Source organism: Catellatospora coxensis (assembly GCF_016862635.1).
Classification (GTDB): Bacteria; Actinomycetota; Actinomycetes; order Mycobacteriales; family Micromonosporaceae; genus Catellatospora; species Catellatospora coxensis.
In genome coordinates, this window is record NZ_BONI01000039.1 from 70,752 (window position 1) to 83,878 (window position 13,127).

At 75.3% G+C, this 13,127-nt stretch carries 7 protein-coding genes; 6 read left to right on the plus strand and 1 reads right to left on the minus strand.

Annotated elements, in window-relative coordinates; genetic code table 11:
* Positions 1 to 40 precede the first annotated feature (40 nt).
* The 4 genes from Cco03nite_RS22755 (at position 41) to Cco03nite_RS22770 (ending at position 8,989) form a co-directional block, all read left to right on the plus strand.
* A complete protein-coding gene (locus Cco03nite_RS22755; RefSeq protein WP_203694199.1) occupies positions 41 to 1,576 on the plus strand; it encodes a glycerol-3-phosphate dehydrogenase/oxidase in 1,536 nt (511 codons plus the stop codon).
* Positions 1,577 to 1,712: 136 nt separating this feature from the next.
* Positions 1,713 to 3,218 (plus strand): FAD-binding oxidoreductase, encoded by a 1,506-nt coding sequence (locus tag Cco03nite_RS22760; RefSeq protein WP_203694200.1) that lies wholly within the window; start codon positions 1,713 to 1,715, stop codon positions 3,216 to 3,218.
* Between the two features lie 156 nt (positions 3,219 to 3,374).
* Positions 3,375 to 4,253 carry a DUF4132 domain-containing protein gene (locus tag Cco03nite_RS22765; protein WP_203694201.1) on the plus strand — a complete coding sequence of 293 codons (879 nt, stop codon included), beginning with the start codon at positions 3,375 to 3,377 and terminating at the stop codon, positions 4,251 to 4,253.
* 11 nt (positions 4,254 to 4,264) lie between these two features.
* Positions 4,265 to 8,989: a hypothetical protein gene (locus tag Cco03nite_RS22770; protein ID WP_203694202.1), complete on the plus strand. Its 4,725-nt coding sequence runs from the start codon at positions 4,265 to 4,267 to the stop codon at positions 8,987 to 8,989.
* Positions 8,990 to 9,059: 70 nt separating this feature from the next.
* Here the strand turns inward: Cco03nite_RS22770 and Cco03nite_RS22775 are convergent, their stop codons facing one another.
* Positions 9,060 to 10,739 (minus strand): AbgT family transporter, encoded by a 1,680-nt coding sequence (locus tag Cco03nite_RS22775; RefSeq protein ID WP_203694203.1) that lies wholly within the window; start codon positions 10,737 to 10,739, stop codon positions 9,060 to 9,062.
* 131 nt (positions 10,740 to 10,870) lie between these two features.
* On the opposite strand from Cco03nite_RS22775, the gene speB reads away from it, so the two are divergent.
* Together speB and Cco03nite_RS22785 are read left to right on the plus strand one after the other, a co-directional pair.
* Positions 10,871 to 11,905 (plus strand): agmatinase, encoded by a 1,035-nt coding sequence (gene speB, locus Cco03nite_RS22780; protein WP_203694204.1) that lies wholly within the window; start codon positions 10,871 to 10,873, stop codon positions 11,903 to 11,905.
* Between the two features lie 131 nt (positions 11,906 to 12,036).
* On the plus strand, positions 12,037 to 12,654 hold the full coding sequence (locus Cco03nite_RS22785) for a class I SAM-dependent methyltransferase (protein WP_203694205.1): 618 nt from the start codon (positions 12,037 to 12,039) through the stop codon (positions 12,652 to 12,654).
* Positions 12,655 to 13,127: the final 473 nt, after the last annotated feature.

The following is a 13,127-nucleotide window of genomic DNA, read 5'->3' on the forward strand; positions in this document are numbered from 1 at the left end:
AGAGTTACATCCAGTGTCACTTCGGCGCAAGGAGGCGACCGTGTCGGACGCTGCCCGCACCTCGCTCAACGCGTCACGCCGGGACCGCGAACTGGCCGCGCTGGCCGCGGGCGAGGTCGTGGACGTGCTGGTGGTCGGCCTCGGCGTGACCGGGGCAGGGGTCGCGCTGGACGCCGCCACGCGCGGGCTGTCGGTGGCCGCGATCGACGCCCACGACCTCGCCTTCGGCACGTCGCGGTGGAGCTCCAAACTGGTCCACGGCGGGCTGCGCTACCTGGCCAAGGGCGAGCTCGGGGTGGCGTACGAGAGCGCGGTCGAACGCGGCGTGCTGCTGTCCCGCACCGCCCCGCACCTGACCCGGGCGCTGGCGATGGTGCTGCCCGCGACGGCGTACACCGCGCCGCTGACCGTCGGCCTGGCCGGGGCCGGGCTGCGCGCCGGTGACCTGCTGCGCGCCGTGGCGGGCACCCGGCGCTCGACCCTGCCCGGGGTGCGTACGCTGTCCGCCGCCGAGGCCCGCGGCATGGTGCCCGCGCTGCGCTCCGGTGGCCTGCGCGGGGCGCGGCTGTCCTGGGACGGTCAGCTGTGCGACGACGCGCGCCTGGTCACCGGCCTGGCCCGCGCCGCCGCCGGGGCGGGCGCGAAGGTGCTGACCCGCTGCCGCGCCACCGAGCTGACCGGCGACGGGGCCGCCGTGACCGACACGCTCACCGGCGACCGGCACACCGTGCGCGCCCGCGCGGTCGTCAACGCGACCGGCGTATGGGCCGGGCAGCTCGCCCCCGACATCACCCTGCGGCCGTCCCGCGGCACCCACCTGGTGCTGCCGTCGTCGCTGTTCGGCGGCCTGTGGGCCGGGCTGACCATCCCGGTGCCCGGCGAGCTGTCCCGCTTCGTCATCGTGCTGCCGCAGGCCGACGGCCTGGTGTACGTCGGCCTGACCGACGAGCCGGTCGACGGCCCCGTCCCCGACGTGCCCGAGGTCCCCGAGTCGGATGTGGACTTCCTGCTCGACGTGCTCAACTCGGCCCTGGAGACCCCGGTGCGCCGTGCCGACGTGCTCGGCGCGTTCGCCGGCCTGCGCCCGCTGATGGCCGCCGGCGGCCGCACCGCCGACATCTCCCGCCGCCACGCCGTCGTCCAGGGCCGCGACGGCGTGCTGACCGTCGTCGGCGGCAAGCTCACCACCTACCGCCGCATGGCCCAGGACACCGTCGACGTCCTGGCCGCCCGCCGCGGCGTGCACGCCGGCCCCTGCCGCACCCGCGACCTGCCCCTGCCCGGCGCGGCCCCCCGCGACCTGCTGACCCGCGTCCCGGCCCCCGCCCGCCTCATCGCCCGCTACGGCACCGAGGCCCCCGCCGTCCTGGCCGAAGCCGCACCGGAGCTGCACACCCCGGTCGCGCCCGGCAGCCCCGTGACCGGGGCCGAGCTGCAATGGGCGGTACGCCACGAGGGCGCACTAACCGTCGATGACCTGCTCGACCGGCGCACCCGTCTCGGGCTGGTCCCCCACTACCGCGCTGCCGCGCTCCCGACTGCCGAACAGGTCTTGAGCGAAGGAAGGGCACCTTGACAACGCTCCGCGTTGTAGAAGGTGCCCTTCCCATCATCACAACGCTGTGAGCAGCGACGACACGAGCGGAGAACGGTAGGGCGGCGTAACCGGCCGGGAGCGGTCGTGGTGGGGCTGGGGCTGGGCGGACCAGGCGGTGGACGCCGACGGGTGCGCGAAGCTGGCGCGGCGGGTGGGCCCGTTCCTGCCGCTGGACGGGGAGCTGACGCCGGTGCCCGCGGTGCCGGAGCTGCCGCCGTCTCGGCTGCGCCCGCCCGCGAGCATCGCCGCGCTGTGCCGCGACGACGCGCGGACCCGGGCCGCGCACGCGTACGGCCGCGCGTACCGCGACGTGGTCCGGCTGCTGCACGGCGTGCTGGACAACCCGCCGGACCTGGTCGCCTACCCGCGTGCCGAGCAGGACGTGCTCGCGGTGCTCGACTGGGCCGCGGAGGCGGGCACGCCGGTCGTGCCGTTCGGCGGCGGCACCAGCGTCGTCGGCGGGGTCGAGTACCGCGGCGGCGGCCCGTGGCTGTCGCTGGACCTGACCGGCCTGTCCGGTGTGGTCGAGGTCGACGAGGTCAGCCGGGCCGCGCTGATCCGCGGCGGCACGTTCGGCCCGGACCTGGAGGACGCGCTGCGCCCGTACGGCCTCACCCTGCGCCACTTCCCGCAGAGCTTCGAGTTCTCCACCTTCGGCGGCTGGCTGGCCACCCGTGCGGGCGGCCACTACGCCACCGGCTTCACGCACATCGACGACCTGGTCGAGTCGATGCGGGTGGTGACTCCGGCCGGGATCGCGCAGTCGCTGCGGGTGCCCGCCTCCGGCGCGGGCCCGTCGCCGGACCGCTTCTGGCTGGGCTCCGAGGGCGCCCTCGGCGTCATCACCGAGGGCTGGGCCCGCGTGCAGCAGCGCCCGTCGTTCCGCGCCGGGTCCGCGCTGCGTTTCAGCGGGTACGCCGACGCGGTGCGCGCCGTGCGGGCCGTCGCCCAGTCGGGGCTGCGCCCGGCGAACTGCCGCCTGCTCGACCCGCTCGAAGCGATGCTCGGCGCGGCGGCCGCCGACGGGTCCAGCCGGCTGCTGCTCGGCTTCGAGTCCGCCGACCACCCGGTCGACGCGCTGCTCGCACGGGCCGTCGAGCTGTGCCGCGAGCACGGCGGCGTCGTCGAGGACGCGGTCCAGGACAGCACCGGGCGCTGGCGGGACACCTTCGTCGGCGCGCCGTACCTGCGGGACGGGCTGGCCCGGCTCGGGGTGGTGGTGGAGACGTTCGAGACGGCGTGCACGTGGGCCGCGTTCGAGGCGCTGCACGCGGCGGTGATCGAGGCGGTCGCGGCGGCGGGCGAGTCCGAGACGGGCAGCCCGGCGCTGGTCACCTGCCGGTTCACGCACGTCTACCCGGACGGCCCGGCGCCCTACTTCACCGTGTACGCGGCGGGCCGGCGCGGCGGCGAGGTGGCGATCTGGGACGCGCTCAAGCGGGCGGCCGGGGACGCCATCGCCGCGAACGGCGGCACGATCACCCATCACCACGCCGTCGGCCGCGACCATCTGCCCTGGTACGCCGGGCAGCGGCCGGAGCCGTTCGCGCTGGCGCTGCGGGCCGCCAAGTCCGCTGTGGACCCCGCGGGCGTGCTCAACCCGGGCGTGCTGCTGCCCTGATCAGGGCAGTAAGAAGCCCGCTTCGGCGATCACGGGGGAAACCGTCGAAGCGGGCTTGCAAGCGAAGGTACCTCGTTTTGCCGCGCGACGCCATCCCTGCCCTCAGGAATTTCTGCGTAAGCAACTTGTCAGGCGACGGTGGCACAATCCCGCGTCGTGAACGGGGAAACGGAACCGGGCTGGCTGCCCGCGGGCACCGGTTATCAGGTGGCGCTGCACGGCGGGCGGGTCGTCGCGCGCAACGCCTCGGGGGCGCGGCTCAAGAGCCTGCCCGCCGCGTTGAAGGACGATCCGGTCGTGCTCGACCTGCGGCAACTGCGTGAGTGGCTGGCCCGCCACGAGGCGGAGTGCCTGGCCGAGGTGGAGCGCTGGATGGTGCGCGGGCTGCCGGTGACCGCCGCGGTGCTGGCCCGGGTCTGGGCCGACGAGGCCTGGCGGGCGGCGCTGCGCGACCTGATCGTCGCGCCCTGCGGCGAGCACGGGCCGGACCTGGGGCGCGCCGGGTTCCTGCGCGAGGTCGACGCCGTGCGGGGCGCGGGCGTGGTCGGGCTCGACGGGGAGTCGGCCTGGCTCGGGCCCGGCCCGTACGCCGTGCCGCATCCGGTGCTGCTCGACGAGCTGGACGAGCTGCGCGAGTTCGCCGCCGAGCTGGACGTGCGGCAGGGGGTGGCGCAGCTGTTCCGCGAGCCGTACCGCCGCCCCGCCGAACCGGCCGAGCAGGCCGCCTTGCTGCACGGCTACGCGACGGCGCACTACAGCCAGCTGCGGCACGCGACCTCGCGCGCGATCGCCCTCGGCTACGCGGTGCGCGGCGGGGTCGCCCGCTGCCGGATCGTCGAGCAGGGACGCGCGATCGACGCCTCCGTCTGGCTCGGCGAGGGCGACCCGGGCGCCGAGAGCTGGACCGGCCCGCTGCACTTCGCGGACGCCTCCGGCCGAGCCGTGTCCGGCGCCGAGGTCGGGCCGATCACCTGGTCGGAGGGCGTGCGCCTGGCCGCCGCCCTGCACACCGGCCGCACCGGAACCAGCGAGTGAGGGCGCAGCGCATGACGACCACGGCACACGACCCGTCCACCGTGGACGGGCTGCTCGACGCGGGCGCGGTGCTCGACGGCCCGGGCCCGGACGATCCGGCCGTCGCGGCGGTGACGGGCCGGGCGTACGCCCATCCGGCGCTGCCCGGCCGCACCGTGGTGCGCCTGGTCAGCGAGCCGATCGGCGCGGCCGAGGACTTGAGCATGGAGTTCCTCGGCTTCAGCACGACCGGGGCGGTGCCGGTGGGGCACGGCCGGGTGCGCGCGCTGGGCTTCCCCGCCTCGGCCCTGGTGCAGGACCCGGCCCACGGCCGCGAGGCGCTTGCCCTGGTCAAGGAGATGGAGAAGCTGGCCCGGCTGGCCCGGTCGAAGCCGGGCAGCGCCCGGGACGGCTACCTGGCCGTCGCCCGGCGCCTCGCCGACACCGTGCCGCACTTCCTGCCGGGCTTCTGGGAGCAGGCGGGGCGGGCGTTCATCGAGGCGGAGAACCCGCGCCAGGCCGCGATCTGCTTCACCGACGCGCGCCGGGCCGAGCAGACGTACGCGCTGCCCGTCGACGAGGCCCGGCTGCGGGACACGCATCTGGAGTTCGCGCTGGCGGGCGCGCTGACCGCGAAGGCGTTCCGCGAGTACGCCCGCGACGTGCTCACCCGCACGCCGGCCGTGCTGGCGTACCCGCTGGTCCGCTCGGTGGCGGTGCGGCGCGTCGCGGGTGGGCTGCCGCCCGGCCCGGGGCTGGCCGCCGACCTGCGCCGGCTGGCCAAGGCGGCCGGCCTCGGCACGGCGGCCGAGGACGAGTCCGTGGTCGCCGAGCTGCTGATGCTGCCCGCGGTGGCGCGCGCGGACGCGGGCTTCTGGACGGCGTACCGCAAGACGCTGCCGCGGCTGGCCCGGCGCGACCCGGCGGTGGCGGCGCGGCTGCTGGACCTGCTGCCGGAGCCGCCGGGCTGGAAGGCCGACCTGTCCGAGGAGTGGCTCGACCTCATCCTCGACGCGGGCGTGCTCGACGCGCCCGACGCCGACGTCGCCGGGTGGCTGGAGCGCTTCGCCTGGTACCGCGCCAACCACCGCTGGGCCGTGGGCGCGATCAGCACCCGGCTGCTCGACCTCGTGGCCCGGCTCGCCCCGCGGCTGCGCGCGGCGGGCAGGCCGCTGCGGCTGCGCCCCGCCGACGCGTCCGGCCCGGTCGACCTGAACCTGGTGGACGCCTGCCTGGCCCACGAGGTGCCGGTGGCCGTCGACCCGACTCCCGAGGGCCTGCCGGTGACCCGCTGGAGCGACCTGGCCGGTGAGGGCCGCCGCGACCTGCGCGCGGTCGCCGCCGACCCCGACCTGCTCCCCGACCTCGCCCGCGGGTTGTGGCGGCTGCTGGACCGGCACTCGCAGGTGGACCCGGACGGGCCCACCGCCGCCAACCTGGTCGCGACGCTGAGCGCGGCGCCCGGCCTGCTCCTGGCCCTCCGGCACGGCATCGGGCGGCAGCAGCTCGCCGGCAGCACCGTCGCCGGGTTGGAGAAGACCCTGCGTGAGCTGTATCCGCTGTGGTCGGCGGCCGGTGTCCGGCTCGCGGCCGACGAGCTGCGCCCGCTCGCCGTGCTCGACGCCGCCGAGGTGCTGGCCGGTTCACTGCGCGCGGGCCTGGTCGACGAGCTGGGCTGGCCCGCGTACGAGACGGCGGTCGCCGAACTCAAGCGGCTCGGCCTGTCGCCGAGCTGGCCGACCCTGGCCGTGTGCGACTTCACCCGGGCGGTCACCGTCTCCCCCGACGGCACGTCCACCGAGCACCTGGTGCGGCAGCGGGCCAACAGCTGGCACACCGAGGTGACCTGCCACGAGCTGGCCGGACGGGTGCTGGTGACCTCCACCTCGCCCTACAGCGACGGCTGGGCCTACTGGACCGACAGTCCGGATCAGACGTTCCCGGTCCCGCCCGCCGCGAGCGCGGCGCACGCCGGGCCGCCCACGCCCTACCTGCCGCTGCCTGGCGGCGGGGCCACCGGCGGGGGCCGCCCGTGGCTGCCCGGCGACCCGGCGGCGCCGGCGCCCGGCCCGGTGAGCAGCGACGGCGTGACCTACTGGCGTACCGAGCAGGATCCCGGCGGGCCGCGCTGGCGGGAGTACGACCCGCACACCGGTGAGCCGGGCCGGCCCAGCCTGCCCGCGTTCCTCACCGCCGGGGTGCCCGAGCAGCTGACGCTGCTGCCCGAGTGGTCGTGGCTGCGTCCCGGGCCGGACGGGTTCGGCGGTTCGCCGCTGGGCCACGCGGACGGCCTGCTCGGCTGGCGGGTGCACGTCGAGCCCGACGGCGTCCAGGTCGGCACCGGCGTCGACGGCCGCACCGTGCGGTGGCGGCCGACCGTGCCCGGGGAGGTGCTGGTCGGCGCGCTGCGGCTGCCCGGCGACGACCGGCTCCGCCCGGTCACCGCCCGCGCCGGGGACCGGCCGCGCCCCGCCGACCTGCCGGTCACCGTGTGGGCGCCCGGCGGCGGCGGGCCGCTGCAGGAGTGCCTCGCCTCGCACAGCCGCCCGCCGTTCCCGCACTGGCACGCGCTGCGGCCCCGCGACGCGGCGGGCTCGGCGGCGCTGCGCGCGATGACCGCGCCCCTGGCCGCCGCGCTGCTGGCCGACGTACGCAACGGCAACGCCGCGCTGGACCACCTGACCGACGAGGCGATCGCCCGCCACCTGCCCGACGTCACCGACCGGACGCTGCTGCGGGCGCTGCGCGCCGTGGTGCGCACCGCGGCGCGGCTGCAGGCCAGGCTCGAACGGCTGGGTGAGCTGCTCGCCGCAGGCGAGGCGGAGCGAACCACCACCGAGTCGGCCGGTCCCTCGGCGACGCGGCCCGGAGCGGCAGCCGCACAGACCGGAAACCGTGCGCCGGTCCTCGACAGCGAGCTGTTCCAGTCGCTGGCCGCGCTGGTGACGTGGCGGGGACGCTACTTCTACGGTTCGAAGGACTCCCGCACCGCGGTGATGGACCAGCTCGCGGCGCTGTCCCGGCTGTTCGCCGACCCGCCGGAGCAGGTGCCGCCGCCGGACGCCGAGTCGTCCTGGCCGTGGCTGCTGCGCGGGCTGGGCGCGGTGGTGATGGTCGCGGCCTCCCCCGCCACCGCGCCGAAATCGCGCCCGGCGCTGGCCCGGCTGCTGCGGGCGTTCGCGGCCTCGCCGTTCGCCGCGCCCGACCCGCGGATCCGCTTCGCCGAACTCGCGGTCACCACCGCGCACAGCACCGCGGAGGCGGGCGAGGGCGGGCGGCGCGTCGTGTTCCTGTCCGGCGGCCACCGCATGCACTCGGCCGGCCCGCGCTTCTCCCGGTATGCCGTGGACCGCTGCGCCGACGCCGTGTTCGCGCCCATCGCGGGCATCGACGTGCACACCGCCATCCACCGCGACGGCTGGGGCGACGCCGCGCGGCTGAACGCGGCGGCCGACCTGCTCGACGGCGAAGGCCCCGCGCCCTGGCAGGCCGACGGCCCGCAGCGGCTGGCCGAGCTGACCGGGCTGACCCGAGCCGAGGCCGCGATGCTGCTCGCCGCGCTGCCGATCGGCGGCTGGAACGAGCACGCCCTCGACACCGCGCAGCGCAAGGCGATCGGCCTGTCCGCCGCCGAGGCCCGGCTGGCGGCGGAGCACTGGCACGGCATCGCCCGGCGGCACCGGATCGCGCTGCTGGACGCGGCCGTGCCGGCCGACCCGGCGGACCTGTGGCGGCACGGCCCCGACCTGGACGCGCTGGCGGCGCGGTGGATCGCCCTGTTCGGACGGCGTACGCCGCTGCCCGAGGAGCTGCTGATCGAGGCGAAGCGGGTGATCCCCGGCGGGGCGGGGCAGGAGGTGCTCCGGATCATCGCCCAGCCGCAGCCGCGTACCTGGCTGTGCACCGACGGGGTGAGCGAGGCGGGCTCGTGGCGGTTGGACACCCGCGCCGCCGACGGTGACCCGTTCGACGAGGACCGGCTGGCGGCGGGCGCGGCCGCGCTGGCGTGGCTGGCGTACCGGCTGCCGGCCGGCGACCCGCTGCGCCGCTCGCTGCCGCGCGCACTGGACCTGATGCGGCAGCGGCTGGACAACCCGAAGCTGGCCGTGGGCACCACGGTCCGCCGCCTCGGGCTGGTGCCCGACGGGCTGCCGGGTGTCTGGCGCAGCGCGGACGACGGCGGCTACGGCACGTACCACCTGCTGCCCGCCGCGATCACCACCCCGGACGACCCGGCGCTGGCGCTGGGCGAGCCGGAGATTGCGGACGCGCTGCGGCTGCTGCGCGACCCGTCCCTGGCGGCGGCGATCGCCGAGGCGGACGCGCTGCCCGCGGGGGCCTGGCCGCAGGACCCCCGGCACAGCGTGCCCGAGCTGGTGACCGAGGTGGCCGCGGCGCACGGGCTGGTGGCGGACGTGACCGCGTACTACCTGCAGCTGCTGGCGCTGCCCGATCCGACCGACGCCAACGCGGCCCGCTGGCTGGGTGTCACCGCGGCGGGGTTGAAGCCGCTGCGGGCGGCCCTGGTCGCGGCGGGGCTCGCCGTCGAGGCGCGGCGCGAGCGGGCGGGCCGCACGGCGTTCCTGCCGGGCGGGTGGCTGAACCTCAAGGCCCCGGCGCTGCCGCTCGAATCGTGGAAGGCCCCGCTGCTGGGCCTGCGTCCCGACACCGCGCCGCCACTGGGCACGGTGCTGCTCGGCCGCCCGGTCGCCGAGCTGTTCCGCGACGCGTGGGCGGCGCGGGTCGCCGGCGAGTGATCACCGTTTCCGGGCAGGTAGTGCGGCCCGATCGTGCTTCCTGCCCGGAAACGACGATCACGGAGCCCGCCTACCCCAGCTCGACCGGCGCGCCCGGCCCGAGCGGGATGCCCAGCAGGTACCAGACGACGAAGAACACCGTCCAGGCCACCGCGATGATCAGCATGTACGGGATCATCAGCGAGATCACCGTGCCGACGCCGGCCTCCTTCTTGTACTTCTGCGCCAGCAGCACGATGAACGGCAGGTACACCATCAGCGGGGTGACCACGTTCATCGGCGAGTCGGCGACCCGGTAGGCGGCCAGCACGGTCTGCGGCGCGACGCCCAGGCGCAGGAACAGCGGCACGAAGATGGGCGCGAAGATGGCCCACTTCGGGATCACGCCCGGGATGATGATGTCCAGCACGAGCACCACCAGGATGAAGCCGATGAGCAGCCACAGCGGCCCGATGTTGGCGCGCTCCAGCCCGTCGGCCATCTTCACCGCGGCGACGGTGGCCATGTTGGAGTAGTTGAAGTACGCGATGAACTGGGCGATCACCAGCAGCATGAAGATCAGGCCGCCGAGCCCGGCGAACGTCTTCGTGATCGCGTCCATCGCGGCGGCGCTGCCCTTGAGCGTGCCCGCGCCCGCGCCGTAGCACAGGCCGCAGACCAGGAACACCAGCATGATGATGAAGATCAGGCTGTCCATCAGCGGCGAGTCCTCGACGAGGCTGCCGGTGACCGGGTTGCGCAGGATGCCCCACGGCTTGGGCGGCACGGACAGCAGCAGGAGCACCGCCAGCACGGCGAGCAGGCCCCAGCAGGCGTACCGCAGCCCGCGGGCCTGCGCGGCCGGGGGCGCGTCGCCCTCGGCCGGGGCGGCGTCGGGGAGGTCGGTGGCCTCGTGCGACACCAGGCCGGTGTACTTGCCGAGCCGCGGCTCGATCACCTTCTCGGTGATGAAGGTGATCAGGAACGCCAGGAAGAGGGTCGAGCCGACGGCGAAGAACAGGTTCGCGGTGAGGCTGATCTTCCGGGCCGGGTCGGCGAGCGCGATCGCCTCGTTGGTGATCTCGGTGATGATGCCGTCGGTCGGGGTGATGAGCACGTTGACCATGAACGTGCCGCCGACCGCGCCGAACGCGGCGGCGAGCCCGGCCAGCGGGTGCCGCCCGACGCTCAGGAAGGCGACCGCGCCGAGCGGGATCAGCACCAGGTAGCCGGCGTCGGAGGCGATCGAGGACAGGATGCCGACGAGCACGATGATGAAGGTCAGCGACCACGGCGGGGCGACCGCGACCAGCTTGCGGATCAGCGCGCCGATGAGGCCGGCCCGCTCGGCCAGGCCGACGCCGATCATGGCGACCAGGATGACGCCGACCACGCCGAAGTTGGTGAAGTTGGTGACCGCCGAGGTGAAGATGAACCGGATGCCGTCCGCGGTGAGCAGGCTCCTGATCGCGGTCGTCTCGGTGTGGGTCTTCACCTCGGGGTGGTAGAACTCCTCGGGCGGGATGTCCAGCGAGGGCTGCTGCGTGCCGCCGGGGTAGGTCTCCTGGGCCACCACCGGCGCGGGCGCGGCCGTCTCGTAGGTGACCTGCACGCCCATCGCCGCGAAGACCGCCGACAGCACGATGATCACACCGATCAGGATCAGGAAGATCATCACGGGGTGCGGCACCTTGTTGCCGACCTTCTCCACCCCGTCCAGCATCCGCTGGGTGAACGGGCGCTTCCCGGCGGAAGCGGTCGCCGAAGTCATCCACCGCTCCTCCCCGCCGACGGCAATCCGGTGCGCGCGGCCCTGAAGCACAGCATCACGGCTGAAAGGCGAATTTGCCGACGTTTTGCGCGGATTGGTCGACCGGCCCGGCCACCGGCGAGAATGGAGGCGTGACCCGCTACGGCGCGCAGTACGGCCCCGACTTCACATTCCTCGGGGTGCCCCGCTGCGACTGGGCCGACCCGGCGACGTACGCCGAGGCCGACGTGGTGATCCTGGGCGCGCCGTTCGACGGCGGCACCTCGCACCGCCCCGGCACCCGGTTCGGGCCCAACGCCATCCGGGGCACCGACTACCTGCCGCACGACGGCTCCCGCCCGCACCTGGCGCTGCGCGTCGACCCGCTCGGCCCGGACCTGACCGTGTACGACGCGGGCGACCTGGAGCTGTACAGCGGCGAGGTGCTCCGCAGCTGCCAGAGCATCGAGGACGCGGTCGCCTTCCTCACCGGGCACGGGGTCATCCCGCTGGTCCTCGGCGGCGACCACACCATCACCTGGCCCGACGTCACCGGTGTGGCCAGGACGCGCGGCTACGGCCGAATCTCGGTGATCCACTTCGACGCGCACGCCGACACCGGCGACATCGCGTTCGGCTCGCTGTACGGCCACGGCCAGCCGATGCGCCGGCTGATCGAGTCCGGCGCGGTACGCGGCGACCGCTTCCTGCAGCTCGGGTTGCGCGGGTACTGGCCCGAGCCGCCGACCCTGGACTGGATGGCCGACCAGGGCATGCGCTCGTACCACATGAGCGAGATCGGCGCGCGGGGCCTGGACGCGGTGCTCGACGAGGCGTTCGCGATCGCCCTGGACGGCTGCGACGCGGTCTTCCTGTCCGTCGACATCGACGTGTGCGACCCGGCGCACGCCCCCGGCACAGGCACGCCCGAACCCGGCGGCCTCACCGCCCGGCAGCTGCTCGACGCCGTGTCGCGGATCTGCCGCACGCTGCCCGTGGCGGGCATGGACGTGGTCGAGGTGTCCCCGCCGTACGACCACGCCGAGATCACCGCGATGCTCGCCAACCGGGTCGTCCTGGAGGCCCTGTCCGGCCTGGCCCGCCGCCGCCACGACACCCGCACCGGCACCCCCTGGAACCCGGCCACCCCCCTGCTCGACGGCCGCGGCTCCACCACCTCCGACTGACGCCCCGCCGCCTCAAGATCGCCCGACTTGCCCGGCACCTGTGCGCCTCTTGACCGTCCATTCACCCACCTGCCCGGCAAGTCGAGCGATCACGGGCACTGCGGGCGGTCCGGGGCGGTAGGTTGGCGGCGATGGACGCCGAGGACTGGAACCGCCGCTACGCCGCCGCCGACCTGGTGTGGAGCGCCGAGCCGAACCGCTTCGTGGCGGCCGCGCTCGACGGGCTGCCGCCGGGCCGGGCGCTCGATCTCGCCTCGGGCGAGGGGCGCAACGCGCTGTGGCTGGCCGGCAAGGGCTGGCGGGTGACCGCGATCGACTACGCGCAGGTCGCGGTCGACAAGGGACGCGAGCGGGCCCGGCAGGACGGGCTCGACGTGGACTGGGTCGTCGGCGACGTACTGGCGTACCAGCCGCCGGCGGAGGGTTTCGACCTGGTCCTGATCGCCTACCTGCAGTTGCCGCCGGACCAGATGGCGCGGGTGTGGGCGCTGGCCGCGCGGGCGGTCGCGCCCGGCGGCACGCTGTTCGCGATCGGCCACGACCGCACCAACCTGACCCACGGCACCGGCGGCCCGCAGGACCCCGACCTGCTCTGGGCGCCCGAGGAGCTGACCCACGCGCTGGCCACGGACGGCCTGACCGTGGACCGGGCCGAGCGGGTGCAGCGCGAGGTCGCCACCGACGAGGGCGTACGCCAGGCCGTCGACGCCCTGATCCGGGCCCACGCCCCGATCCCCGACCTACCCTGACGGCAGGCCACGGAACGCCGCCGGACGGATCTTGCCAGGTCATCATATGTCTTAGTTGTACGCCCCGACTTTGTGCCAAATCCATCGACGCACATTGCCGTCCCGTGGCGACAGTGTGAAACTTCCAGCACGCGCGCAGGGAGCCAGACCGCGCGACACGGCACCGAGGGCCCCGGTTCTCCGGGCGGCGCCGCGCACCACCGCAGCTCGTCCGGGCTGTCCATTCCTTCCTGCGCTCGAACGCGCCGCCCGCCCGGTGGCCGCGGTCCCCGCGCAGGCCCCGCACCGGTCCCACTGCCTTCGGACCGGTCCGGCCTGGCTCAAGGAGTACCCAAGTGAGGATTCCGATCAGATCCGCCGCACGCCGCCTCACGGCGCTGCTCGGCGCGAGCGCGCTGGCAGCCGTGGGGCTCGTCGCCGTGGCCTCGCCCGCGCAGGCCGCCGTGTCCTGCCAGGTGACCTACACCAAGGCC

Coding starts and splice junctions, on each gene's coding strand:
- Cco03nite_RS22770 (WP_203694202.1), top strand. CDS start 4,265: ATGACGACCACGGCACACGACCCGTCCACCGTGGACGGGCTGCTCGAC.
- Cco03nite_RS22775 (WP_203694203.1), bottom strand. CDS start 10,739: ATGACTTCGGCGACCGCTTCCGCCGGGAAGCGCCCGTTCACCCAGCGG.
- Cco03nite_RS22785 (WP_203694205.1), top strand. CDS start 12,037: ATGGACGCCGAGGACTGGAACCGCCGCTACGCCGCCGCCGACCTGGTG.